Genomic DNA, 24380 nt, shown 5'->3' on the forward strand with positions numbered 1-24380 from the left:
TCGATGAAAGAGGAGATAAAGAAGGTTATTGAGGAAACGGGACTTCCCATCATCACTGACGAAAAGAGCGGTGCAGCTCAGTGGGTTGATTTGAGAGAGCTCAGGCTCAGCTACATCATCTCCGTTGAGAACATCAAGCCCTTCTACGAGGGGCTGAAGGAGGGCAAGCTGCTAGGAACGAAGTGCAAGAAGTGCGGAAGACTCTTCTTCCCACCTCAGAAGGACTGTCCAAGCTGCTTTGATTCAGACATAGAGTGGGTCGAGCTTAAGAATGAAGGAACGCTTGAAACAATGACGGTTGTCTTCGTAAGGCCGCCGTCATTCAGCGCATACGACCCCTACCCTGTAGCAATAGCAAAGCTTGACGATGGGCCGAGAATCCTTGCGTGGTACAAGGGTGACCCCCAGCAGGCTAAGCCCGGAATGAGGGTTAAGATTCAGGTAGGTAAGAGGAAGGAAGGCTACCTGATGTATGAAATTGCACCGGCGTGAGGTGAGAGTATGAAGGTAAAGAAGGTTTGTGTGCTTGGAGCTGGAGCAATGGGCAGCGGAATTGCCCAGGTGTGTGCGACCGCAGGCTATGAGGTATGGGTGAGAGACATAAAGCAGGAGTTTCTGGACAGAGGGAAGGCAGCGATTGAGAAGAACCTCCAGAAGGCTGTGAGCAAGGGCAAAATGACCGAAGAGAAGGCAAAGGAAATTCTCAGCAGAATTCACTTCACCCTCGACATGGAAGAGGCTGTTAAGGACGCTGATCTGGTCATCGAGGCGGTGCCCGAGATAATGGATCTGAAAAAGCAAGTTTTCGCTGAAGTTCAGAAGTACGCCAAGCCTGAGTGCATCTTTGCAAGCAACACCTCAGGTTTGAGCATAACAGAGCTTGGAAATGCTACCGACAGACCGGAAAAGTTCCTTGGTCTGCACTTCTTCAACCCTCCGCCTGTGATGGCTCTCGTTGAGGTCATTAAGGGAGAGAAGACAAGCGATGAAACGATCAAGTTCGGCGTCGAGTTCGTAAAAAGCCTTGGGAAGGTTCCTGTTGTGGTTAAGAAGGATGTTGCTGGGTTCATAGTGAACAGAATTCTGGTGCCCTACCTTGTCCTTGCAATTGACGACGTTGAGAAGGGAGTTGCGACAAAGGAGGAAATCGATGCGACGATGATGTACAAGTACGGCTTCCCGATGGGGCCCATAGAGCTTTCAGACTTCGTCGGGCTGGACATTCTCTACCACGCAAGCCAGCAGTGGGACATTGTTCCGCAATCAAAGCTTCTTGAGGAGAAGTTCAAGGCAAACGAGCTTGGAATGAAGACGGGCAAGGGATTCTATGACTGGAGCGCTGGAAGGCCAAAGATTCCTCAGGAGCTTGCTGGGAAGTACGACGCAATCAGACTCATAGCTCCGATGGTGAACATAGCTGCAGACCTAATTGCAATGGGTGTTGCAGATGCGAAGGACATCGATACTGCAATGAAGCTGGGAACCAACATGCCCAAAGGGCCATGTGAGCTTGGCGATGAGATTGGTCTGGATGTAATCCTTGCAAAGGTCGAGGAGCTTTACAAGGAGAAGGGATTCGAGATTCTCAAGCCCTCAGAACACCTCAAGAAGATGGTGTCAGAGGGCAAGCTGGGAGAGAAGAGCGGTGAGGGCTTTTACAGCTATGGCAAGGGAGAGATGACCTTCAAGAACATCGAGATTGTTAAGGACACCGAGAACAAGATTGCAAAGCTCATAATAAACCGCCCGCAGAGACTGAACGCCCTCTCCCTCGACACGCTCGATGAGATCTTCGAGGCTCTGAGAATGCTTGAGAAGGATGACGACGTGAGAGTTGTTGTAATTACCGGAGCCGGAGACAAGGCTTTCTCAGCAGGCTTTGACTTGCAAACCGCAATGCAGGTGCCGGACTTCTTGGCCCCGGCAAACTCGATGATGGTGGCGGCGAAGGGACAGTGGGTCTTCACGCAGATTGAGAGGTTCCCGAAGCCGGTCATTGCAGCTATAAACGGATACGCCTTTGGTGGAGGGTGCGAGCTTGCCTTGGCATGTGATTTCAGAATAATGAAGAGAGGTGCCAAGATTGGGCTCACGGAGATCAGCCTCGCCCTCATCCCCGGCTGGGGCGGAACGCAGCGCTTGCCAAAGCTGGTTGGACTTACAAAGGCCAAGGAAATGATAATGCTCGCAAAGAGAATTGATGCCGATGAGGCAGAGAGAATTGGGCTTGTCAACAAGGCTGTTGATCCGGAGAAGTTCGAGGAGGAGGTTATGGCCCTGGCAAAGGAGCTCGCAGCTGGCCCACCAGTCAGCCTGAGGGCGGCAAAGTACGCCATTAACTTCGGAGCTGAGCTTCCAGCAGAGATTGGACAGATGATCGAGGCCGGAATGTTCGCTGTTGCAACCTCAACTCAGGATGTTGTAGAGGGTGTTTCGGCCTTCTTCCAGAGGAGGAAGCCTGAGTTCAAAGGAAAGTAAAAATTCACCTTTCAAATTTTTAAAAATAGGAAATTTTTTATTTCGGTTTGCTCATCATGGCACGGAGGTGGTTGAATGAAAATAATCGTGCTCGCAAAGCACGCTCCAGATCCGGAGTCGGAGATTAGCGTTGCCAGCGATGGCAAAAGCATAAGCCAGAGCGGATTGGTTTACGACATCAACGACTGGGACAGGTATGCTGTTGAGGAGGCCATAAGAATCAAAGAGGAAAAGGGCGGAGAGGTTGTGGTGGTAGGTGTAGGCACGAACTGCGACGACACGCTGAGAAAATGCCTCGCCATGGGTGCTGACAGGGCAATAAAGATTCCCGTTGACACGTCCTTTGACGCGTACCAGACGGCTGAAGTGATAAAGGAGGCAATAAAGGACGAGCAGTTCGACATGATTTTTGCAGGGCTCATGAGCCAAGACTTGAACAACGCACAGGTAGGTGTACTGCTCGCTGCAATGCTGGATTTGCCGGTTGCTACCGCCGTTGCTGAGCTTAAGGTTGAGGACGGAAAGGTTATAGCAAGGAGAGAGCTTGAAGGAGGCTATCTTGAGGAAGTGGAGCTTCCCACTCCGTGCGTTCTCACAATTCAGAGCGGTATCAACGAGCCAAGATACGTGTCGATTATGGGTATAAAGAGGGCCAAGTCGAAGGAGATGAAGGAAGTCAGCGTTACGCCAAGCATCTCAACGCTCGAAATAGAGAAAATGTATCTCCCGCCGGTCAAGAAGGCAGAGATGATTGAGGGTGATCCGTCACAGATAGCTGAGAAGATTATCCAGATACTGAAGGAGAGGGGGTTGATATAATGAAGGTGTTCTGCGTTGCCGAATACAGGTTCGAGGAGCTCAATCCGCTCAGCATCGAACTGCTAAACCTTGCAAACCAGATCAAGGGGGATGGCACGGCTGAGGCTGTGGTGATCGGCAAGGATGTGGGCAAGTACGCAGAGGAGCTTGCGAAGTACGCCGACAAGGTATGGAAGGTGGAGGATGACAGCCTTGAGAACTACACGCCCGACCTTTACGTTGACGTGCTGCTGCAGCTTGCCGAAAGAGAGAAGCCCGATTTGATACTGATTGGCAACACCGCCCAGGGCGGGGAGTTTGCACCGTACCTCGCAGCTAAGATGAACGTTCCGATTGCAACTGACGTTGTTGCCGTTGACGTTAGCGATGGAGTTAAGGTGTCGAGATACTTGATGCAGGGCAAGCTTATGGTTGACCTTAAGCTGAAGTCAACTCCCGCTGTGCTCACCATCAGACAGGGAGTTTTCAAGGAAGGGCCTGAGGTAGGCGGAGAGATAGTCGATGCCGGAATCAAGCCGAGCAAGGAATCGAGAAGGAAGTTCGTGTCCTACATCGAGCCAGAGGTCGGTGAGGTTGACATTACGCAGGCCGACATAATCGTGTCAGTTGGCAGAGGTATTGAGGATGCATCCAACATCGAGCTGGCTGAGGAGCTTGCAGAGCTTCTTGGTGGTGTGGTGGCTGGAAGCAGGCCGGTCATAGACAACGGATGGCTGCCGAAGGACAGGCAGGTCGGTATCTCAGGAAAGGTCGTGAAGCCAAAGCTTTATCTGGCCCTCGGTATCAGCGGTGCATTCCAGCACATCATGGGTATGAAGGACAGCGAGCTTATAATCGCCATCAACAAGGATCCGGAAGCACCGATCTTCGGTGTGGCTCACTACGGTGTTGTTGCCGACCTCTTCGAAGTTGTCCCCGAGCTCATCGAGAAGCTGAAGGAAATAAAGGGCTGATTTTATTTTAACTTTTTTATATTGTTCGTTATTGGTCATTCATTGCGTTGGTGGTAAAGCAGCTCCATGGTCTTACCTCAGCTGCAGACGTTCTAAGAGTTGTGGAACTGGTTTTGTCATCTCACCCATTTAAACCTCTCTTTATTTCAGGTTTCTTTAGCTGCCATTGACTCAATTTGGCGTTCGCCCACTCTGTCGCAAGCTGAGAGCTTGCTGACTACGTAACACGCGGAGTGTTGATAGCTACTAGAAGTTCCCAAAATATAGGGGATGCATTCCTAAGAAACCGAGGTGTCATGATAACAGATAAAAAGTTTTTAGAAGTCAAACACTATGGAGAATTATCTCATAACGTTATTTTTTAATACTCTATGGAACCAGAAGAGCGTAATCGAAAGAAGGTGATGTAGTTGAGTTTTGTTATCTGGATCACCGGGCCTAGCGGTGCGGGAAAGACGACGCTCGCTAATGCTCTTTACAAAAAACTGGAGAGTATGGGGTACAGGGTTGAGTTGCTGGACGGAGATGGCGTCAGGAGAAAGCTATACCCAAACTTAGGTTTTAGCGAGGAAGAGAGGTGGATGCACAATAGAGTTGTCGTGGAGATGGCGAGAAGGTTGTCGAGAAACGGTATCATAACGATAGTTTCAGTCGTGTCCCCTTACAGGGCGTGGAGAGAGTACGCAAGGAAGGAGATAGAAAAATTCGTGGAGGTTTATCCAAGATGTCCTCTCGAAGTTAGGATGAAACGCGACCCTAAAGGGCTTTACAGCAAAGCTTTGAGAGGAGAGATAAAGGGGTTGACTGGTTTGGATGGTGAATATGAGGAGCCAGAGAATCCTGAAGTTGTGGTTGATACGGACAAAAATGACCGTTGAGGAGGAAGTAGAAGCAGTCTTGAAGAAGTTGATGGAATTGGGCTATCTCTAATTCGAAACTTTTTTATCAACTCGTAGAAAGGGAGGCAGAGATGTTTGGCTATCTGAAATACAGGGATGTAATTTTAACCCTCACGAAGTACGAATTCAAGCAGAGATATAGAGGAACTGTCTTTGGTGTTGCTTGGAGCCTTGTGGTTCCTTTTTTGATGGCTTTGGTTTTGTATGCTATATTCAGTCAGCTTTTGCACAGAACAGAGTACAGAATATTGTATCTGATTGTCGGTATTTTCTTTTACCGCTATTTTAGCATGGGAACATCCATCGGACTTAATGCTGTAACTGGAAAAGCTCATCTGGTTACGAAAACGACCATTCCAAGGGAGATTTTGCCTTTGACGACGACACTGGCTTATGGACTAAGCTCTTTTATCGAGATGGTAATACTTTTGCCGGGTATAATACACTTTGGAGGTGATATCAGTTACTTCTTCTTGCTTGTCTTGCTCCACCCAATATACGTTCTTCTAGTATTTGGGTTGAATTTATCGCTCTCAGCTATTGAAGTTTACTTCAGAGACCTAAAAGAAATCTGGAGTGTTGTTACGCAGCTAATGTTTTTCATGCTTCCCATAATTTATCCCATAGATATAATCCCCGTGAATCTTCTGCCATACTATATGCTCAACCCCCTCGTTAGGTTGCTCAACGCGTACAGGGATGTTATGATTTACGGAAAACTCCCGGATTTGTTTGATATGATTTACGTTCTGCTGGTGACCTTCGGTATATTGCTTATCGGCCACGCAATATTTAAAAAACTGGAAAAAGGATTTGTTGAAAGATTATGACTGCTGTTAAGGTAGAGGGAGTTTCGAAGAAATTCAGAATACCTGTTGAAAGGGCGGATACACTTTTTGAAAGAATTGTGTCAGCTTTCTCCGGTGGCTTGAAGTACAGAGAGTTCTGGGCATTGAAAGATGTATCTTTTGAAGTTGAGAAGGGAGAAATTTTTGGAATAATCGGCCCGAATGGGGGAGGGAAGACGACTCTTCTATCAATAATTGCAGGTATAATGCACCCGGACAGTGGAAGTGTTGAAGTAAACGGCAAAGTCGTTCCCATTTTGGGTTTAGGAGTCGGATTCAATCCTGAACTTCCGGTAAGGGACAACATAATCATCTACGGAACGATTATGGGCTTGAAGAGGCAAGAGATTGAGAGAAAATATGAGGAGATAATCGAGTTCGCAGAACTCGAAGATTTCAGGAATGCCAAGCTGAAGAATCTATCCTCGGGAATGAAAGCGAGACTCGCATTCGCAACCGTTATCAACACTAATCCGGACGTTCTCATAGTTGATGAGGTGCTCGCTGTGGGGGATGTCAATTTCAAGAAAAAGTGCTACAAAAGGCTCAGAGAGATGAATGAAGATGGTGTCACAATTCTTTTGGTGAGTCATTCTCCCTCCATGATAAAGGGCTGGTGCCACCAAGCGATGCTTCTGAAAAAGAGTGTGGTGGCTATTGGTGAACCGAGTGATGTGGTTAAGGTTTATGAAAAGATGAACGCTAAGTGATAATTTTGAGTTGGCACTAAACGAAACTGCCTTTCAGGGCTACAAATTCTATTTCAAAACTCTTGGTTCTAAAACTGGAATGTTTTCGCTCTCAGCAACCTCAAAGAACTAGTCATTTGCTTACAGCGTTTCTTGCCTTCTGCACAAAATTTCGGCATCTTATTCCGTAGTCACCTTCCTCCTAAGCTCTCCTCAACTTAGAACAATCATTACTTAATCCAAGCTCTTCTCTGCACCCCCAAAACAAGACTTTCCAGAGCTGAGAAGCGTATCCTTTGCGGCGTGAAACATAGTATGCTGTGCTGCAGCACCTCTCGTAAACTCCTTTTTGGCGTCCTGAACAAGCTTCTCAGCTTTTCTGATTCTCAATTCTAGTTCATCCAATCTTTATTCCCTCCTTTTCAATGGAAACAATAAGAGAGAATTCCATTTTTTCATGTTGTCGAAGGTTTTTTGTCTATAATATTTACAGATATCAACTTTCCAATTTTTGGAATAAAGGAGTATGCTGCTTTCCTTGAACTGTTTCGGCAAACTTTAATCCGTTGACGTACCTCAATAAGGCTTCTTTAGATTTAGCCAATGTTATAAATTGGAATGCCCCTTAAGGGATTATGAGAAGGTGAAAGAGACAAGTATCTTTAATTATCCAAGAGTAAGCAGTGATTAGTATGAATCTGATAATCCATCACTGGGACACTGATGGAATAACCTCAGCCGCTTTGCTAATCAAAGCCCTTGAGCTGGACGAGTTCAGGAACATGAGTCCGCCAATTGGGGAATTTCGCTTCGATGATAGGATTAGAAAAGCAATCGAACATGCTGAGAGGGTTTACATACTCGATTTAAATCTCCCGTATGATGTTGAGGGCATAGAGAAGGAGACGGTTTTCATAGACCACCACATCCAGCCAAAAATAAAAAATCCAAGAGTTAGGCAGATAAACCCTTCTCTTGAAGGTAAAGAGAGCCCTTCAGCGTCTTTTGTCGTTTCTGAATACTTTGATGTGTGGAACACCTGGACAGCCCTTGGTGCTGTTGGAGATGTTGGAGAGAAGGCCTTTAAGATACCCAAAGTTGTGGAGCTTTTGAATAAAGAGGGTTTAGCACGAGAGGAGGTTTTGAAAGTGATTGAGCTGATAGACTCGAATTACATTGCGATGGACAGAAAAGGCGTTGAACAGGCGGTTAAGGTTGTATTGGAGAATTCAGAAAAGGACCTCCTCACCCACAAACCCTGGATTAAAAGGGCAAAAGCAGTAGGGGATGCCATTCAGGATGCCCTTTCAAACGTGGAAGTCAGGGATGGGATAGCATACATAACCTTTGAGAGCCCGTTTAACATAATCTCCAAAGTTGCAAGAAAAGCTGTCTGGGAGCTTGGCTATGATGGGGCATTAGCTGTGAACGGAAACTTCCACAAAAAAGCTCAAGTGTACTTCAGAGTCTCTCCTGATATCGCTGAAAAGGTCAATATGCATAAAATCATTTCTAAACTCAGGGAAAAGGACTTCAATGCGGGTGGTAAAAAGGAGGTTTTGGGTTGTGTTTGTGAGAGGGATAGAGTTGAAGAGGTTTTGGGGGTTATTGACGGTCATTTAGGTTGAAATAGGGGAAGGGTTGGTTTTTAACCTTAGCTCAACTAAGTTTTCGAATTTAGACTTTTGACTCCGGGTCTGCTTATAGAAATCTCAGCCACTTTTATGCCATTTAAATGGATTTCTATTGGCCTCTCTGTGTCAGGAATCACGTTATCTACTCTGAACCTCGCATTCTTGGCTATTGGGTTGTCTTTGCGTTGCTCTCCGAAATAAGGGGAGGGTAAGACCCATTGCACCTCTTTGATTCCTTCTGCATCTTTACTGTTAGGTTAATCTCTTTCTTTCTTCTCGGCAGAGCGAGAACACTTACAATCAGCCTTTCATATAACAGATTTGCATTTAGAGTGTCTATTCTGAAGAATTCCAGACCCTCAAGTGGCGAGTAATTTGCGCTAACCTTCGGAAACACCTTTTCCTTGGCGATTATTCCGCTTCTTCTCATGAAGTAAAGAGCCTTTTGGTACCATAGATTGTTCTCTCTACTACTCCCCAGCATTTGATCTAACTGTCCGAAGAACTCCATTCACTCCTAAATAGACTAAGATATCCAATGAGATCGAGTCATTCAATAATAACAACATTGATATTTTCCTTAACTTGCTTAAAGTCTTCGTCCAACGTTAAGAAAGCATTGCAGTTGCCTTCGATCGCTGTGGTGATGTGGATCAAATCTCTAGGGAGCAAATTGTATTTTCTGATCAGCACACTCAGAGTTTCAACTTTTGGATGAGCTAGGGTATCTATGTTCAGACTCGAATACGTGCGGCATACACTTTCGTGGAGAGTGATGTAATGATCGTGCTTTTCTTTTACAAACTTTCTTACAGCGTTGCGCCCCCTACTTCCGTAGTATTTTTCGGCACTTATAGCTAAAACAACGTAAAGAACCTCTCCATAAGATATGGCTGATGTGAAGCGTCTTTTACCAGCTATTAAAGATTTTATAGTCCGCCTTCTTTCTTCGCTACCGAGTAGCAGTTCTACGATAACGCTTGAATCAAGGTAGACTAAATCCATACTTCATCTAGCAGTTCAAGGATTTTCTCTTTAGAAGCTTCCCCTGCTATTTTTTTAACATGCTCATGAATCCTATCAATCTCACTAAAATCTTCTATTAGTATTTTAAACCTGGAACCTTCAGGGAGATCAACCTTTTCGAGAGGCTTGAACATCCCATTTTCGTATATTACTTCAATTACTCGGGGCATAGAATTTGATTAATTCAAAAACTTAAATCTCTTTCGTCTCACTTCTCCTTATCACTATTTCATTTTTTCACCGTTCGAAATGACTCAAGCTCTCTGGAATCGGGCAATGCTATCTACTCTGAACCTTGCTTTTTTGGTACTCTCAAAAGTCCTCTCTCCCCTCGAAATCTGATCTAAAAACCCTTTATCCCGAACAGAGCAAAATTCAAAGCAACCTTAGCTTGAGCTCGGAAACATTGGCTATATCCTTAAAATCGCTGTCCTTCGTTATCAACTCTTCGTTTCTGTTTATGCAGATTGAAGCTATGAGCAAATCTGCGAATGTTTTAGCTTTGCCCAATTTCACGAGTCTGCTCTGAATTTTATGCGCCAGTACAAAATCTTCGATGTCTGGGAAAAGGATTTTGCCGTAAAATTCTTTGTAAAACACAATCCTCGGATACTCCACAAACGTAACTGCAGTTATGTTTTCTCCTATTTTCTCCTTCCTTTTCACCTTTTCAATGACGACACTCGTGTCTAGTACAACCATTTTAACCTTTCCTTTTCCTTTTCCCTTAGTTTCTCTACACCTTCAACATCAAGCTCATCTGTTAAATCCTCGGATTTTATCCCCAGCATCTTTCTTACCTCTTCAATTGACAGTTCTCTAGTAGCTTTAAATACAGCCTGGAGTATCGCATTTCTGAGCTTTTCCTCGTCCATCCACTCGGGGATATCAATTACTAATTGTTTGGACATGTTTTAATTTCTACTCTGAAACTTAAATCAATTTCGTCTTCTTATCGCTATTTCAGCAACCTTCTTCTCATTAACGTAGACCTCTATCGGCTTCTCAAGATCCGGAACCACGTTATCTACTCTGAACCTTGCGTTCTTGGCTATCGGGTTGTCTTTGCGTTGCTCTCCGAAATAAGAGGAAGGTAACCCCACTTCACTCCTTAGTTTAGGAATTTCTTTAGCACCTTGTTTTGGTAAAAAAAACCAAGCCTTCCGCAATTGGTCTGCTACTCGGCAGATTGGCATGCAGAATATCGACTCTGAAAATCAACGTGCTCTTTCAAGGACAGCTTATCTTAATTTGCAGGTAACGGAGAGGTTTTGAAGCATAAGTTTATAACCATGGAGAACATATATTCCATATGGAAGTGCAAGTGCTGGAAGCGGGAAAAATTATAAGTCCGAATGAAAAAGTAATTGTTTGGAGAATAGGAGACTACTTCTTGATAAAAAAAATAGAGGGAAAAAAGACCTTGGAAAGAATTGGCGAGATCAGGAAGAAATTAGAAGATAGAGATATGCTACTGTCAGAGGAGGAGGTAGTTAAGACTGTCAAGGAGGTTAGAGAAGAGTGGAAAAGGTTGTAATAGATACTTCAGTAATCGCGGCAGCATTGATATCGAAAAAAGGAGGCTCATATAAATTGATCTCACATCTTATTGATAACAAACTGGAAAACCACGTCTCCAGGGAGATTCTGGACGAGTATTTTCGAGTTCTCATAACCAAATTAACCGAGTTCTTCCCTGTTGAAGTTCTTTTAGAGTTTTACGTCCTTTTGGAAAGTAAATCTAAAACCATAAATCCAAACGAGCAATTTGATATATGCAGAGATAAGGAAGATAACAAGTTTTTGAATACAGTATATGCTTCAAAAGCGAACTTCCTGATAACTCTCGATAATGATCTACTCGATCTAAGAGATGAGAATTGGGAATACCAAATTAAAGAACACAAATTTAAGATTTTGAAGCCGGAAGAGTTCTTGAAAATGGTAGAAAGCTCAATGAGAAATTCCCCGAAGCATTTCCGAAAAACTCGATGATAAAAAGTTGTGTTGCTCCAACCAACAGATCACCTCTGGTTAACCCCCTCTCTGCTTTTTTACGACTTCTTTGAGGATCTCTGCAAATCTTTGTGCTCCTTGAACCACCTGAGATATTTGCGACCATTCTCTTCTTAGTAATAGAGGTCATCAAAATTCATCATAAATGCCTTTTTGTCACTTTCGTCTCAGCTTTTCTTATCACTATTTCAGCCACCTTCTTTTCGTTGAGGTAGACCTCTATCGGTTTCTCCGGATCTGGAGCGTCCATTATGGGTTATTAAGGGCACCAGAATTTCCGTTTATGACATATTAGAAGCTTTAAAAAGTGGATGGACCATTGAAGATCTCCCTTGAAACTATCTGTTCTTGTTTACAGCGTTTTTGGCTTTCTGCACAAAAATTTCTGCATCTTTTAGAATTTTGATAGCCAAATCCTTCGAAACTTCTTTGTATATTCCGTAGTCACTTTCCTCCCGCAGATCAAACGCTCTGCTCAGCTTTGAACAATCATCATCACTTAATCCCAGCTCTTCTCTACACTCCCAAATAAGGTATATTGTTCCTCTGTGAGTTTTTGAATCCCTTCCATAACCGAGAAGCATAGCCTTAGCGGCGTGAAACATCGCATAATATGCTGTGCTGCAGCACCTTTCGTAAAGCCCCATCTCAAATTCCTTTTTCGCATCTTGAACAAGCTTCTCAGCTTTTCTGATTCTCAATTCTAGTTCATCCAATCTTTATTCCCTCCTTTTCAATGGAAGAAATGAGAGAGAATTCCATTTTTTTCATGTTCTCAAAGGTTTTTTTGTCTATAATCTTCACAGATATCAACCTCCCAATTTTTGGAATAAAGGAGTATGCTGCTTTCCTTAAGTCATCTTCTACACTATCGTCATTCACAACTACAAGTATATCTATGTCGCTATCTTCATCGAGATCTCCTCTTGCATAGGACCCGAAAACTATTATCTCTATTATTTCATCCTTGAATTTTTCCTTAAGTTCCCTCGAAAGCTCTAAGAGTTTTTCGTGCATTTAACTCCTATTACTTATAAAAGCTTAAATTCCTTTCGTCTCGAATTTTTGAACTTTTGATGAAATTCGAAAATTTGAATTGTATTAGCGATTTGGGGTATTCGAGGGCGTTGCTCTCCGAAATAAGGGTAGGGTAAGCCCCATTGCACCTCTTTTATTCCCTCGGCCGCCTCAAGCTCTTTTGAAATTGTGAAAATTGTGGACCACTTTAGATAGATCCGTCAATGACCTGCTCTGGAAGAGCCCTTCCTGCATCTGTCCTGTCAAAATCTGAATTGAAACTTACTATTTCTAAATTGTACTTTTTAGCCAGTGCATACTGATAGGCATCATCAAAGTCTAATTTATACTTCTTTGACACCTTAACGACTTCTTCAAAATCAAAGAGTGATAGGGATTATCCCACCTCTTACAAAAACATCTTCTACGAACTCTAAGAGTACATCCTCTGCCTGAACAGAATGATCCCGATAGAAAATACAGAAAAATCTGAGACTTGCAAGTGTTCTGCTGGGATTTCTTTCAGAAATTTCTCTGCCTCGTCAGCCTATCTTGTTCAAGAAGTATTTCCGAGATATGTTCGTATCGATTAAATACATTCAGCCCCACCATTCGAGGACCTTGTGCTGCAGCTCCACAGAGGTGTATTTGTCTCTCAGCTCTTTCAGTGCGCCTTTCCAAGATAAACTAAGGTGACTCTTCTCCCTCTTCGCTCTCCTTTCCAGCAGGAACTCTATGTAGTCGAGAACTTCTCTCTTGAGTTCATCGGGCAACTTTTGAAAGAGTTCATAACTTTTGTCCATTTCGATGCACCTCAATCAGTCTATAGTTAATATGGTTCTAAATCTTTGTTTTGAGTTCATTTATCTTTTAATTGCGATTTCGGCAACCTTCTTCTCCAGACCGGGACAACGTTATTCCTAGATATTGCTTTTCGAGGTGATGAGAGGTGGAAAGGGAGGTTTTTGGGGTTGTGGATTTAAGAAGAAAGATATAAATTTAATAAACCAATTTAAAGTGTGAAGGTTTCAATCATAGGCTGTGGATACGTTGGATTAGTGACCGGACTTGGTTTCGCAGAACTCGGCAACCCAGTAGTTTTTGTCGATTCGAATGGAAGCAAAATCAAATCAATAAACGATCTTATCCCTCCAATTTACGAGCCCGGCTTGGAGGAGCTAATAAAAAAGAATGAGGGAAAATTTTACGCCACAAATGATTATTTTGAGGCATTAGACAATTCTGAGGTGTCTTTCATATGCGTTGGAACGCCCTCAAAAGAGGATGGTTCTCTTGATCTCAGGCAAGTAGAAGAGGCTTCAAGTAAACTGGGGAAAGCACTGGCTGAAAAGGAATTTCATGTTATCGTCGTTAAGAGCACGGTTTTGCCTGGAACGACTGAGAACTTCGTGAAGCCGATAATCGAAAAAGAATCTGGCAAAAAAGCGTTTGACGATTTTGGTTTAGCTATGAATCCCGAATTCTTGAGGGAAGGCAACGCAGTTGAAGACTTCTTCAATCCGGATAGAATAGTGATTGGTGTTAAGGATGAAAGGACCAAATCTGTCTTAGAGGAATTGTATAAACCTTTCGATTGCCCAAAGCTTATTACAGAGATAAAAACCGCTGAAATGATAAAGTACGCTTCTAACGCCTTCTTAGCTACGAAGATAAGCTTCGCCAACGAGATAGGAAACATATGCAAGAAGCTTGGGATTGATGTTTACAAGGTGTTTGAGGGTGTTGGTTTGGACCACAGAATAAATCCATCATTTTTCAGAGCTGGGATTGGATTCGGGGGGAGCTGTTTTCCTAAGGATGTTAGAGCTTTGATTAGGAAGTCTGAAGAACTCGGTGAAGACCTACAGATACTAAAAGCCGTTATCGAAGTTAACGAGAAACAGCCGTTGAAGATGATCGAGCTTCTGAAGAAGCACATTCCCGACTTAAGGGGAAAGATTAGTGTTTTTTGTCCATTTCTGGGTCTTAAGTAAACCGCCGTTTTATTCTCCGAATCCTGAATATCCTCTCCATAATTACGATACTTATCTAATTTACATAAAAACTGCATTGTTTTATCCTTTACACAAATTTTCCTGCTTTTTATGCGTTTTGGGTAGCGAGGTTATAAGAGATCAACAAACAGTGCTTCTTTTCGGGATCTTAATTTTCTCGATATTTGTAGCTCTGATAGCGATCAATAGAAAAAATCTTGAATTAGATAGATTCGCAAAGTGGTATGGATTGCTCGCATTTGGCGTCTTAACTTCCCTCGAACTGGTTGTAACAAGGTCAGGCGACATAGCAAACTATTTTGGACCTCCAGAGAAAATTTTCTTTCTACCATCCTACCGCCATTACCCTGTAGTTTTTCTCCCGCTGATATGCGTTTACAGTCTTTCCATTTTATACTCTACTCTCAGCGAGGAAAATAAAGGTATGATTAAGACTTCGGCTAATGCCTTTCTAAAAACCATGCTCTTCACCCTTCTCATTTGCAGTTTCATCTTGAACTTTTTCCCAGGGATTAAAACAGGAGAACACAACTTTGTTAGTATGAGCGAAAGATCAGCAATACTGAAAACTTACGATGTTCAACCAGATGAGAACTTAAAAAAACTGCATCTTAATCCAGAAATTGTTAAAAAAAGGGCTAAAAAACTTGAAGAACTGAGACTCAGTGTTTTTGCTGAAAACAATATTTTGCTATACAAGCCCGACGAAGTTAAGCTCCTGCCAAAGCAATCTCAGCTCCAGGGAGTTTTAAGAATTTATAACGATGTAAAATTCGTTCTTTTCCAGCATCCAATCTCAAATGAAAATCGCTCAATTATCGTTTTCAATGAAATTTACATTCCCCAAAACGCAAAACTCAGGTTCAGCATTGCATTACATCCTGATGTCTGGGATCCAGAAAAAGGAGACGGTGTAACCTTCGAGGTTTACATAAGAGACGAAGGATTCGAGGAGCTCGTTTTCTCTAAGTACATAGATCCCAAGCACAATCCAGAAGAAAGGAAGTGGAACGACTTCGAGGTCGATCTGAGCAGATATGCTGGCAGAAACGTAACCATAATTTTCTCTACGCTTCCAGGCCCCAACAACGATTCGAGGTGGGATTGGGCATGGTGGGGTGAGCCGAGGATTGAATGGTAAGAAAGATCTACGAAGATTAAAGTTTTAACTTCAGCCTCGGCTCCCGTCTATAATGATTTCAGCCACTTTTTCACCGTTCAAAAATACTTCTATCGGCTTCTCCAGATCCGGAACTACGTTATCTACTCTGAACCTCGCATTTTTGGCTATTGGGTTATCGGGGTGTAGTTCTCCGAAAATGGGGGAAGGTAAGCCCCACTGGATTTCCTTTATACCTTCTGCGTCTTTTACAGTTAGCTTGACACCTTCAGCATTCTTTGGCAGTAGCAATCCACTGAGGATTAATCTGCCGTTGAGAAGGTTAGCCTGCAAAACATCGATCCTGAAAAACTCAAGATTTGCTTCAGGCAAGTAGTTAACGTTCACCTTTGGGAATATCTTTTCCTTCGCCATGATCCCCTCACGTTTCATAAACTCAAGAACTTTTTGATACCTCTCCTCAATCGCCCTCTCTATAACTTCCCTCGGAATCTGATCCTGCTGTCTGTAGAACTCTATCTCCTCTTCGCTCAATACAAACTGATTTTTGGTGCCAAAGTACTCCCTGAACAGCTTTTCGTTGGATTCCCTGAACTGCTCTAGGAATTTTATTCTTTCTTCGAGTGTAAAGAAGGTCTTAAGGATGCTGCCCTCTCTTCTGTCGAGTTCGAGGAGGTAGTTTACGACTTTCCAACGATCCTGCGGAGACAAATTGAGCTCCTCGTTTATTCTCCTCATAACCAGTGTTGAAAGGTGGCTCAGCGATGGGTTAGCTTCGATCTTGTATTCTCTTGCTTCTGGCATGTCTATACCCAAAGCTTGCAGAAAGTCGAGAATAACGTTGCCTTCCGGGAATAGTTTTCGGTCGTAGATTCTTACGATGATTTCTGCTTCTGGGAAGGCTTGTTTCCAATTAGATAACTTAGAATAATAATCAAAATACTTTATTTTGAATTTTTCAGTGCTTCTATTAAATGGGCTTTTAACCGCTTGTTTGTATCCTGATTCCAGCCATAAATCTTGTCTGCGTAAATAGCAGACTATTTTGGATACTCTGATATTTAAAAATTTTCTAAATTTAAGTATTTCATTTATATTTAAATTCAAAAAAGCCTCTGAACTTACAATCACTTTTTTTGGATTGTATTCCCGAATCTGGTTTTGGGACAAAATTCCTTTAATCCCTGACAACAATCACATACGCTCTCCACCCAATATACCTCTTGGGCACATCAACCTTTGCTGAATTACCGAAAGGCGTGACTCTCTTCTCGAAAACAACCTCAACCTCCTCTTTCAGAACAAAATCTCCCTTCTTCACTTCAACCCTCCTCATGTTAAGTATATCCATAGAAATACTTAAATACTTTTTGGTTGGAATCAGAACATGAACCTTGGATTCAGAGTGACAGGGAAGTTTGTAAGGGAACTTCTGGATGTTTTGGATGAAATTGCAGAGGAGATAAGACAGGAGGAGAAGGAAAAGTATCCGTACACAGAATGGGAGAGGAAGAGAGAAGTTGTTAAGGAAAGGCTGAGAAAACTCCCTGAATACGTTAGAGAGGCTATTTCTGTGATAACCGTGCAAAAGAGGGTGGGAAGACCAAAGAAAGTTGATCTGGAGAAGAGAGTTATGCTCTTTCTGTTTGCAAGGCTGATGGACAAATCAAACAGAGATATTGAGGAGCTTTTAGAGCTGTTTGAACCTTTATTCGGGATAAAGGTTAGCTACAAAACGATAGAAAGATTATACTCGGATGAAGAAGTTAGAATGGCTTTACACAACCTCTTCATCCTTCTGCTTAGAGAGGAAGGAGTTTCAGGAGATTTTTCAGGAGATGGGACAGGATACAGCCTAACCATCACTAAGCACTATAGAAGCAATCCTAAAAGGAAAGGTAAAGACTTCAGATACGTTTTCAGGATAATTGACATCGATACGGGAATGTACGTTGGCTTTGGCTATTCTGACAGATCTGAGAAAGATGCCTTTGAGAAGGCTTTAGGAATGCTCAAAAGCATGGGGGTGAAGGTAAACTCGATTTCTCTGGATAAGTATTACAGCAGTAGGAAGACTCTGAGGCTGTTTGATGCTGAGACAGCTGTCTACGTCATTCCAAAGCGAAATCTTGCCAGAATAGGATTTGACTGGTTGAGGGTTATCGAGAGGATTGTTGAAGCTCCTTATAGGTTTCTGAAGAGGTACTTCAAGAGGAACTTAAGTGAGGCAGGATTTTCTGCTGATAAGAGGAGATTTGGATGGTTGATAAGGCAGAGGAGGGAGGACAGGAGAGAGATGGCTTTGTTTGCTGTTGGGCTGTGGCACAATGTGTTTGCTGTTAGGGTGGTGAGGTAATTTTGTCCCAAAGTCTCCCGAATCTCTGATTCTAATAAACTACAAACATTTCCAATTTGAAGGTCTTCGATACCCCTTGCTTTCGCAATATTTGGTCGAAGTGACAAAGGCAACAAATGGTGGCCTGAATTGAACAAAGGCGTTGAGGGGTATAGGACGCCATGTTTTTTATATAAAAAGTATTTATTATTAATTAAGAATCTTTGTATAGTCGTCGTTCCAGTTTTCGGAAGTCCAATGTGAAGAAAAACATCCATATCAGAACCCCTCCTTATACATATCTACAACTTTTTCCCACAGCACCATGTCCTCCTCATTAATTTCCATCAGCTTCTTGTAGAAATCTTTACCAACCTCATTCTTTATAATTTTCAACCTCTCCTCTAAAGGCATATCGGGACTAAACTGAACATTGGTCCTAATAACACTTGCTTTAAACTCAGGGAAATATTCTCTCACGGTCTCTTCCAACTTTGTCATTGACTTTTCAAATTCCTCTACCAACCCTATAAAAGGAAGTCTTTTTAGAGCTATAAGTGCTTTTTCCAGCGGTTTCATGTTCTTTTCGCCATGGAGCATATCTGCCAATCTGAAAACATGGAAATTGCTTACATTGAACTCCTGTCTTGGTATAGCCAACCTTATTTCGACATAGCCTTTAAAGTCCGTATTGCGAGCAATGACCGGTCCAGGGCGAAAAATGTCCACCTGCTTCCTTTCATAATGGTATGCAGAATGAATCCGAATAATAGGATGTCTTACAAAAATAATAGGAATGATTTTGATACCTCTCCTTTCCAAAAGTGTGGAGTCAAACAACCTCGCCGTATGGGATGAGAACGCAACTGCATCGCTCTCATTTTCGATCCATTTAATTACTTCCTTTATATTTTCGTAGTAAGGCCACAGTTTAAACTCTTTTTTTACAAATCTATCTCCAAAATTCTTTTCAAGTATATAATCCACGGCAGAACCAGCATTCTTAAAAAAGTGAAAATGGAACAGTATAACTCTATTCACAATTCCACCTCTTTTATGGTTTTAATATTCATTCCACTCTCTATGTATTTAAAATCCCACATCAAATCCATATCCGTATTTCGATCAACTTTTCTTTTTACAATTCTTTCACCTTCCTCAACCAACAAGAGCCACCTCCAATCATTTTTTTGCATTTTTCTAATACTTTATTCGGAAAACGTGTCGATACATAGTAACTTGAAAATACAATTTTAAATATTTGGTTGTACATTAAAAAGGCCCTTAAAAGATACATCTCGTTCCATCCTCTGTTTTCTTTGAACACCCAGTCCTTTGGATATTCGTCAGGTATGAAGATGTCGTGAAAGTGAATCAACACTCCTTTATGTATCCTTGGCATTATTTCAAAGAAAATATGATTTACATCACTACCCACTTTAGCCACATGCGTTGAATCAATAAATAAAATGTCATTTTCCTCTAAAGTCTGTAGTATCCCTAAATTATTTCACTACCCACAACCAACTTCATGTGAGAAAACTAACGAACAAAAAGATCAGATGGATCATCAAACAACTCGAAAAGGGAACCCCAGTAAGAGAAATAGCAGCTGTGATGAGAGTAACACCAAGAAGGATCTACCAACTCAAAAAACAATACGAAGAAACAGGAGAAATTCCAGAACTCAAACAACCTGGAAGAAAGCCCAAGCCAATAGACAAAGAAACTGAGCAAATAATCCTGCAAGCCTACGAAAAATACAAGCTCAGCCCAGTTCCGCTGGAAAGGCTGATAGAGAGGGATTACGGCATCCACATCCCCCACAACACTATATACAGAATCTTGCTAAAACACGGTTTGGTGGAGGAGAATATGAATAAGAAAAAGCGGAGGAAATGGGTTCGTTATGAAAGAAAACACTCAATGAGTTTATGGCAGGGAGACTGGAAAAAGCTTGGAGAGAATTGGATAATAGCCTTCATGGACGATGCTTCCCGCTTCATCACCTGCTATGGAGTATTTGAGAAGGCAACGACTGAGAACACGATCAAAGTTCTCAGGAAAGGGTTCGCTGAATATGGAATTCCAGATGAAATATTGACGGATCACGGAACTCAGTTTGTGGCTGCGAAGAGCAGGGAGAGGGCTAAGCACAGATTTAAGAAATTCCTGGTTGAGAATGGTGTTAGGCATATTCTTGCCAGAATAAACCATCCTCAAACCAATGGAAAGATTGAGAGGTTCTTTGGACTGATGGAGCAAAAAATTGGTCTTTTTGAATCACTGGATGAATTCGTTTACTGGTATAATTACGTTAAACCTCACATGAGCCTTAATTTTGAAGAGCTGGAGACTCCTTATCAGGCTTTTCTCAGGAAGCTGCCTGCTGAAAGGGTGTTTGAGTACGGGAGGTGGTTGATTGAGGAGTGAAATTATTTCGGGATATCACATTTTCCTCTAAAGTCTCGAAAAATGATAAATCAACATCTTGCACTGGTTGATCAATTAACTCAGCATTTCTGTAAAATAAAATTCCTCTTCTCAAATAATCAGATGGGTAAGGTTCAATAAGAGCTATTTCTATTTTATCATTATAGAACTTTTTATTCACATCCATAGCTATAAGTGACGAGAATCCTGAACCTATTTCTACAATCCTATTTGGTCTGTAGTGAATTATGAAAGCAAAGTATGCCAAAGCATCTAACTTTTCAAACACCCCATTATTTTTATAATATATACATTTTAGATTATGTTCGGGGGTTTCTGGATAATCGAATAAGTCAACGTAAGAACCAATTATCTCCAAATGCTTCAATTGTTCTTCTTTATTCAAGTCTATGCCAAGGACCTCATTATCAGTTCGAACTCTAAATATTTTTTCCTCCCGTCTCCTTACCTCTTTTATATTTGGAATAGGGGAGTAAAAATGACCTGGTGGAAATATTTTTCCGACCTCCCTGTCCACACTTTCACCTCTAAATAATATTAATGATTTTATTTTTTGCAACATTGTATGAAAAATTACACTTAACATGCTCAATCGACCTCATTGAAATTTTTTCCCATAGAGCTTTGTCTGTATATAGTTTGACTACTTTTTCAGCAAATTCTACCGGATCATCGGCGATTAGTGCATTCTCCCCATCAATCAATCCCATCCCCTCCCCTCCTATCGACGTTGTTACTACAGGCACACCATGAGCCATAGCTTCACCAATTTTTCCCTTAACACCAGCGCCGTATCTAAGTGGCGATACGAATACCCGAACGCTTTCAAAGTAAGGCTCTAATTCTCTAACATACCCTGTTACAATTATATCATCCGAACTAAGCGACATAATTTCCTCAGGAGGGTTGCTCCCTACGATTATAAATTTTACTTCCGGTAGTTGTTGCTTAATTTTTGGAAATATATCATTAATGAACCATTTTACTGCATCAATGTTGGGAGGGTGGGCAAAACCGCCTAAGAACATTATATCTTTACGATTCTCGAAACTATTTTTTGGAGGTTTTATCTCATGGATGTTGGACAGAACCTCCACATTTAGTGTTGGATCTTCTTTCAGTAGAAGTTCTTTTTCGAATGGCGAGACTACCAACGTCAAGTTGGCCAATCTCGCCAACTTCAGTTCAATATTCTTCAACTTTTCGGCCAACTCTTTAACTTTGTCATTTTTTTCTAATTCTGCTCTCCTCATTTCTCTCAAGAAGTGGAGATCCACTGTATCAAAAATTATTTTCGCTTTACTGCAGTATTTACGAACTGCTAATATATGTTTCTCTGCTATCGGTGCCCTACTCAAGATAACTATGTCAAAGAATTTTCCGTGGTCTTTTAAGTAGTCCTCAATTGATCTGGTGTAGGGCCCGTAAAGCACTTCGATACCAATCTGCTGCAAAATACTGGTATACGGCTCCATTTTTGCCAAATTATCGCCTATGAACGTAACACAATGACCAAGCTCTATCAAAATTTTGAGTATATTATACATCCTGTAGGAACCGCTATCTTTGTCAAATGTTGGAACATAGTGGTCAATCACCAAGATGCGCTTTCCTCCGTTCCTGCATCTCGCCAAAAACAAGTTTGAAGGATCAGGATTATAATGGTGCTTTAGCAAGGTATCTTTCCATTTTTCGTAAAACTTCTGTCTATTTATTTCTTGAAACTTCTTTACGCCTGAACTCGTATCTGTTCCACATGTTGCCCCCTCTAAATGAATTATCACGGATTTCGGTTGGTACATTACCTTGTAACCCATTTTTCGAACAGAAAAGCATAAATCTGTATCTTCATAGTAAGCAGGTTTAAACCTCCCGTCAAATCCCCCAATTTTTTCGAAGATCTCTTTTTTGACCATCAGAGCAGCACCAGAGCAGTAATCCACTTCTCTAACAAAATTGTATTCGTCTTTCTGGGTCGTCGTATCTTCCGTAGTTCCACCCTGATGCGTCTTTCCATATTATTCCCCCAGCCTCTTGGAGTTTTCCATCCGGGTATGCGAGTTTAGCGCCTACTGCCCCAACATCTTCTCGTTTTATCAACTCCAAAAGTGGTGGTAGCCATCCTGGAGTAACGATGGTATCATTATTTAAAAATAATATATATTTTCCTGAACTAGCTTTTGCACCAATATTACAGGATTCAACGAAGCCTACATTTTCTTTGTTTCGTATAATCTTCACGTTTTTGATTTTATCAAATAGAGTATCAACCTCCTTTTCTGTTGATGCATCGTCAACTAATATAACCTCATATGAGCAACCAGCAGTATTAGAGAGTATTGATTTCAAGCAATTATATGTTAATTCTGCATTATTATATACAGGAATCACTATTGAAACTTCAGGATTTTCGAAATTAGGAAATTCTAATTCTGACACATCAGCTGTATTGAAAGATGTACTAGGAGTACCGTAAATGTCTTTAGTCTCAATTTGCATCTCTTCCAACTTTCTTTGCTTTCTGTACTCTGACGCGCTTCTCCACAAACCTCTGAATCCAGAACTAGCCAAAACCCTCAACCCTTTAATCCCCAAATCATACCACCTTCTCCTCCTCGTCCCTAATGGAGCAACTCTCTCAACAAAGGAGTGCCACTTCATCACAGCTCTCCACGTAACGCTGGACTTTATCGAGTCCAGCTCTGCTGCCAGTCTAATATTCTCCTCCGTGAGATTTCTTATTTGCTCTTCCCTGGCAGCAAGTTCCGACTTAACCCTCTGCTCCTCCTTCCTAAGCTCTTCAATTGCTTTCTCTCTTGCTGTAAGCTCTCCATTCAGCCTCTCCACCAAGCTCTCCTTTTCCTTCAGCTCCCCCTCCAAGCTCCTTATTTTTTGCTCCAAGTTGATCGATTTTACCTTGAACTCGTTCAGCTCTTTGGTTTTCTCTTCGAGCGATTTTGTTAGAGCGGATACCCGTTCCCTCTCACTTTCAAGCTCCCCACTTATCCTCTCAAGCTCATCGTTGAGCCTTTCGATCTCAGCTTCCCTATCCCTGACCGCACTCCTCAGGCTCTCTATCTCCTGCTGCAACCTGCTTAATTCTCCATCCTTGATTTTCAACGCGTTTTCAAGCTCATAGACTCTTCCACTCTTCTCGGCCACCTCGGTGTTTAATTTATCCAGACTCGCACTCAGATCCCCTATTTGCCTCTCTTTCTGCTCAACAATTGAATTCAATCTGCCAACTTCCACCTCCAGCTCCCTTAACCTTTTTTCAAGATGCCTGATGTATTTTCTGAAGTTGTTGATTAGGACACTACTAACATCGGTAAGATAACTTCGATAATCAATTTCTTTCAGCGGTGAATCTGATGCTATCGCAATAAAATACATAGGTTCCTTCCTTTCAGCCTCAACTCTAACAAAACTCCTCTCTCCCCTTTCTATTACGAATTCACTGCTTCTATCATTATCTTCTGTCAGGCACCAGATTTGCGAAGAAGGATAAACTCTCTGCCCGAAAAAGTAGATGTGCTTGAAGTATCTGCCAAGCAAAGCTTTAAACTCATCAAAGTACAGCTCCTTTACGTGAAACGGATTCTGATAGTTTGGTTCGTCACTGTAAACCTTTTTGTTGGGAGTCGACACAACGAAAATTCCATCCTTCTTCAAAACTCTCTTCACTTCCTGAAGCATTTCCTCATGTTCTGCAATGTGCTCAAGAACTTCAAAACAAATTACAGCATCGAAAATTTCCTCACCATCGACCGGTATGCTGGTAACTGAACCGACACGATATTCAAGATTGCTTCTTATATATGTGCTGCTCGCGTGCTTTATAGATTTATCATCAATATCCACCCCAACAACTTTCTTGGCGTATTTGGATAAAATATAGCTCCCATAACCCTCACCGCATCCGAGGTCCAAAACAACCTTCCCCTTGACAAACTGTGCTGCAAAATAATACCTGTGAAGGTGCTCATAGTGAATTTCCGCTCCAACCTCTTCAGGTTTTGCCGTTGGAATATATCTCCCCCCCGTCCACTCTAACATACTTTGCACCCGCCCCAAATT

At 42.1% G+C, this 24380-nt stretch carries 32 protein-coding genes and 2 pseudogenes; 15 read left to right on the forward strand and 19 right to left on the reverse strand.

Annotated elements, in window-relative coordinates; translation table 11 throughout:
* Positions 1–3 precede the first annotated feature (3 nt).
* The 7 genes and pseudogenes from AF_RS01435 to AF_RS01465 all read left to right on the forward strand — a co-directional run bounded on the left by AF_RS01435 (position 4) and on the right by AF_RS01465 (position 6707).
* On the forward strand, positions 4–492 hold the full coding sequence (locus AF_RS01435) for a Zn-ribbon domain-containing OB-fold protein (protein WP_048064206.1): 489 nt from the start codon (positions 4–6) through the stop codon (positions 490–492).
* A 9-nt stretch (positions 493–501) separates the two neighbouring features.
* Positions 502–2478: a 3-hydroxyacyl-CoA dehydrogenase/enoyl-CoA hydratase family protein gene (locus tag AF_RS01440; protein WP_010877796.1), complete on the forward strand. Its 1977-nt coding sequence runs from the start codon at positions 502–504 to the stop codon at positions 2476–2478.
* A gap of 75 nt (positions 2479–2553) precedes the next feature.
* Positions 2554–3297, forward strand: coding sequence for an electron transfer flavoprotein subunit beta/FixA family protein (locus AF_RS01445; protein ID WP_010877797.1), 744 nt, complete (start codon positions 2554–2556; stop codon positions 3295–3297).
* A complete protein-coding gene (locus tag AF_RS01450) occupies positions 3297–4250 on the forward strand; it encodes an electron transfer flavoprotein subunit alpha/FixB family protein (RefSeq protein WP_010877798.1) in 954 nt (317 codons plus the stop codon). Before AF_RS01445 ends, AF_RS01450 begins: the two co-directional genes overlap by 1 nt.
* Before the next feature lie 410 nt (positions 4251–4660).
* Positions 4661–5180 (forward strand): annotated as a pseudogene (gene cysC / locus AF_RS01455) (adenylyl-sulfate kinase).
* A 40-nt stretch (positions 5181–5220) separates the two neighbouring features.
* Positions 5221–5979, forward strand: coding sequence for an ABC transporter permease (locus tag AF_RS01460; protein WP_010877800.1), 759 nt, complete (start codon positions 5221–5223; stop codon positions 5977–5979).
* Complete coding sequence (locus AF_RS01465; protein ID WP_010877801.1) at positions 5976–6707, forward strand: ABC transporter ATP-binding protein; 732 nt, start codon at positions 5976–5978, stop codon at positions 6705–6707. The genes AF_RS01460 and AF_RS01465 overlap by 4 nt, the downstream gene beginning before the upstream one ends.
* Positions 6708–6920: 213 nt before the next feature.
* Here AF_RS01465 and AF_RS12550 read toward each other — a convergent pair whose 3' ends face one another.
* Complete coding sequence (locus AF_RS12550; protein ID WP_231487566.1) at positions 6921–7091, reverse strand: hypothetical protein; 171 nt, start codon at positions 7089–7091, stop codon at positions 6921–6923.
* A 287-nt stretch (positions 7092–7378) separates the two neighbouring features.
* Between AF_RS12550 and AF_RS01475 the strand changes: the two genes are divergently transcribed.
* Positions 7379–8314 carry a single-stranded-DNA-specific exonuclease RecJ gene (locus AF_RS01475; RefSeq protein ID WP_048064207.1) on the forward strand — a complete coding sequence of 312 codons (936 nt, stop codon included), beginning with the start codon at positions 7379–7381 and terminating at the stop codon, positions 8312–8314.
* A 172-nt stretch (positions 8315–8486) separates the two neighbouring features.
* Here AF_RS01475 and AF_RS01480 read toward each other — a convergent pair whose 3' ends face one another.
* From AF_RS01480 to AF_RS01505, 6 genes are all read right to left on the reverse strand, one after another.
* Positions 8487–8831, reverse strand: a complete 345-nt coding sequence (locus AF_RS01480) for a hypothetical protein (RefSeq protein ID WP_010877803.1) — start codon at positions 8829–8831, stop codon at positions 8487–8489.
* Positions 8832–8869: 38 nt separating this feature from the next.
* A complete protein-coding gene (locus AF_RS01485) occupies positions 8870–9325 on the reverse strand; it encodes a PIN domain-containing protein (protein ID WP_010877804.1) in 456 nt (151 codons plus the stop codon).
* Positions 9316–9516: an antitoxin family protein gene (locus AF_RS01490; RefSeq protein ID WP_048064209.1), complete on the reverse strand. Its 201-nt coding sequence runs from the start codon at positions 9514–9516 to the stop codon at positions 9316–9318. Before AF_RS01490 ends, AF_RS01485 begins: the two co-directional genes overlap by 10 nt.
* A gap of 205 nt (positions 9517–9721) precedes the next feature.
* Positions 9722–10048: a PIN domain-containing protein gene (locus AF_RS01495; RefSeq protein WP_048064210.1), complete on the reverse strand. Its 327-nt coding sequence runs from the start codon at positions 10046–10048 to the stop codon at positions 9722–9724.
* Positions 10036–10221 carry a hypothetical protein gene (locus tag AF_RS01500; RefSeq protein WP_052270461.1) on the reverse strand — a complete coding sequence of 62 codons (186 nt, stop codon included), beginning with the start codon at positions 10219–10221 and terminating at the stop codon, positions 10036–10038. The genes AF_RS01495 and AF_RS01500 overlap by 13 nt, the downstream gene beginning before the upstream one ends.
* Positions 10222–10284: 63 nt before the next feature.
* On the reverse strand, positions 10285–10515 hold the full coding sequence (locus AF_RS01505) for a hypothetical protein (protein ID WP_143274363.1): 231 nt from the start codon (positions 10513–10515) through the stop codon (positions 10285–10287).
* A 143-nt stretch (positions 10516–10658) separates the two neighbouring features.
* On the opposite strand from AF_RS01505, the gene AF_RS01510 reads away from it, so the two are divergent.
* The 3 genes from AF_RS01510 (at position 10659) to AF_RS13840 (ending at position 11698) form a co-directional block, all read left to right on the forward strand.
* Positions 10659–10883, forward strand: coding sequence for a hypothetical protein (locus AF_RS01510; protein WP_010877805.1), 225 nt, complete (start codon positions 10659–10661; stop codon positions 10881–10883).
* On the forward strand, positions 10868–11341 hold the full coding sequence (locus AF_RS01515) for a putative toxin-antitoxin system toxin component, PIN family (protein ID WP_010877806.1): 474 nt from the start codon (positions 10868–10870) through the stop codon (positions 11339–11341). The genes AF_RS01510 and AF_RS01515 overlap by 16 nt, the downstream gene beginning before the upstream one ends.
* A 279-nt stretch (positions 11342–11620) precedes the next feature.
* On the forward strand, positions 11621–11698 hold the full coding sequence (locus tag AF_RS13840) for a DUF433 domain-containing protein (protein WP_372428859.1): 78 nt from the start codon (positions 11621–11623) through the stop codon (positions 11696–11698).
* Between the two features lie 2 nt (positions 11699–11700).
* Here the strand turns inward: AF_RS13840 and AF_RS01520 are convergent, their stop codons facing one another.
* The 4 genes from AF_RS01520 to AF_RS01535 form a co-directional block, all read right to left on the reverse strand.
* Positions 11701–12063, reverse strand: coding sequence for a HEPN domain-containing protein (locus AF_RS01520; RefSeq protein ID WP_244372795.1), 363 nt, complete (start codon positions 12061–12063; stop codon positions 11701–11703).
* A 7-nt stretch (positions 12064–12070) separates the two neighbouring features.
* Positions 12071–12379: a nucleotidyltransferase domain-containing protein gene (locus AF_RS01525; protein ID WP_010877809.1), complete on the reverse strand. Its 309-nt coding sequence runs from the start codon at positions 12377–12379 to the stop codon at positions 12071–12073.
* Between the two features lie 208 nt (positions 12380–12587).
* The gene (locus AF_RS13255) at positions 12588–12740 is read right to left on the reverse strand and encodes a PIN domain-containing protein (RefSeq protein WP_010877810.1); all 153 of its coding nucleotides are present in this window, start codon (positions 12738–12740) and stop codon (positions 12588–12590) included.
* 238 nt (positions 12741–12978) lie between these two features.
* The gene (locus AF_RS01535) at positions 12979–13182 is read right to left on the reverse strand and encodes a DUF2281 domain-containing protein (protein ID WP_010877811.1); all 204 of its coding nucleotides are present in this window, start codon (positions 13180–13182) and stop codon (positions 12979–12981) included.
* A 216-nt stretch (positions 13183–13398) separates the two neighbouring features.
* Between AF_RS01535 and AF_RS01540 the strand changes: the two are divergent.
* A pseudogene (locus tag AF_RS01540) lies at positions 13399–14337 on the forward strand (UDP-glucose dehydrogenase family protein); the annotation flags it as partial.
* Between the two features lie 154 nt (positions 14338–14491).
* The gene (locus AF_RS01545; protein ID WP_143274364.1) at positions 14492–15535 is read left to right on the forward strand and encodes a hypothetical protein; all 1044 of its coding nucleotides are present in this window, start codon (positions 14492–14494) and stop codon (positions 15533–15535) included.
* A 30-nt stretch (positions 15536–15565) separates the two neighbouring features.
* On the opposite strand, the gene AF_RS01550 is transcribed toward AF_RS01545, so the two are convergent.
* Both AF_RS01550 and AF_RS01555 read right to left on the reverse strand, forming a co-directional pair.
* Positions 15566–16705: a hypothetical protein gene (locus tag AF_RS01550; RefSeq protein WP_048064214.1), complete on the reverse strand. Its 1140-nt coding sequence runs from the start codon at positions 16703–16705 to the stop codon at positions 15566–15568.
* Positions 16692–16850, reverse strand: a complete 159-nt coding sequence (locus AF_RS01555; protein ID WP_010878145.1) for a DUF2080 family transposase-associated protein — start codon at positions 16848–16850, stop codon at positions 16692–16694. The genes AF_RS01550 and AF_RS01555 overlap by 14 nt, the downstream gene beginning before the upstream one ends.
* A 51-nt stretch (positions 16851–16901) precedes the next feature.
* Here AF_RS01555 and AF_RS01560 point away from each other — a divergent pair, with 51 nt between their 5' ends.
* Positions 16902–17870 (forward strand): ISNCY-like element ISA1214-1 family transposase, encoded by a 969-nt coding sequence (locus AF_RS01560; protein ID WP_010877790.1) that lies wholly within the window; start codon positions 16902–16904, stop codon positions 17868–17870.
* Between the two features lie 258 nt (positions 17871–18128).
* Here the strand turns inward: AF_RS01560 and AF_RS01565 are convergent, their stop codons facing one another.
* Genes AF_RS01565 through AF_RS13845 form a run of 3 tightly spaced genes read right to left on the reverse strand, consistent with a single transcriptional unit; the run spans position 18129 to position 19296 of the window.
* Positions 18129–18890: a sulfotransferase family 2 domain-containing protein gene (locus AF_RS01565; protein ID WP_010877815.1), complete on the reverse strand. Its 762-nt coding sequence runs from the start codon at positions 18888–18890 to the stop codon at positions 18129–18131.
* Positions 18887–19015, reverse strand: coding sequence for a hypothetical protein (locus AF_RS13660; protein ID WP_280097439.1), 129 nt, complete (start codon positions 19013–19015; stop codon positions 18887–18889). The genes AF_RS01565 and AF_RS13660 overlap by 4 nt, the downstream gene beginning before the upstream one ends.
* Positions 18988–19296, reverse strand: a complete 309-nt coding sequence (locus AF_RS13845; RefSeq protein ID WP_010877816.1) for a hypothetical protein — start codon at positions 19294–19296, stop codon at positions 18988–18990. Before AF_RS13845 ends, AF_RS13660 begins: the two co-directional genes overlap by 28 nt.
* A gap of 86 nt (positions 19297–19382) precedes the next feature.
* On the opposite strand from AF_RS13845, the gene AF_RS01575 reads away from it, so the two are divergent.
* Positions 19383–20282 (forward strand): IS481-like element ISA0963-2 family transposase, encoded by a 900-nt coding sequence (locus AF_RS01575; protein WP_010877817.1) that lies wholly within the window; start codon positions 19383–19385, stop codon positions 20280–20282.
* Here AF_RS01575 and AF_RS12820 read toward each other — a convergent pair.
* The 3 genes from AF_RS12820 to AF_RS12340 are packed head-to-tail and all read right to left on the reverse strand — an operon-like array spanning position 20224 to position 24359.
* Positions 20224–20820, reverse strand: a complete 597-nt coding sequence (locus AF_RS12820; RefSeq protein ID WP_148183410.1) for a hypothetical protein — start codon at positions 20818–20820, stop codon at positions 20224–20226. The two genes, AF_RS01575 and AF_RS12820, sit on opposite strands and share 59 nt — an antisense overlap.
* A 10-nt stretch (positions 20821–20830) precedes the next feature.
* Positions 20831–22219: a glycosyltransferase gene (locus tag AF_RS01580; RefSeq protein ID WP_148183412.1), complete on the reverse strand. Its 1389-nt coding sequence runs from the start codon at positions 22217–22219 to the stop codon at positions 20831–20833.
* A gap of 31 nt (positions 22220–22250) precedes the next feature.
* Positions 22251–24359 carry a glycosyltransferase gene (locus AF_RS12340; RefSeq protein WP_052270463.1) on the reverse strand — a complete coding sequence of 703 codons (2109 nt, stop codon included), beginning with the start codon at positions 24357–24359 and terminating at the stop codon, positions 22251–22253.
* Positions 24360–24380 lie beyond the last annotated feature (21 nt).

This window comes from Archaeoglobus fulgidus DSM 4304 (assembly GCF_000008665.1).
GTDB lineage: Archaea > Halobacteriota > Archaeoglobi > Archaeoglobales > Archaeoglobaceae > Archaeoglobus > Archaeoglobus fulgidus.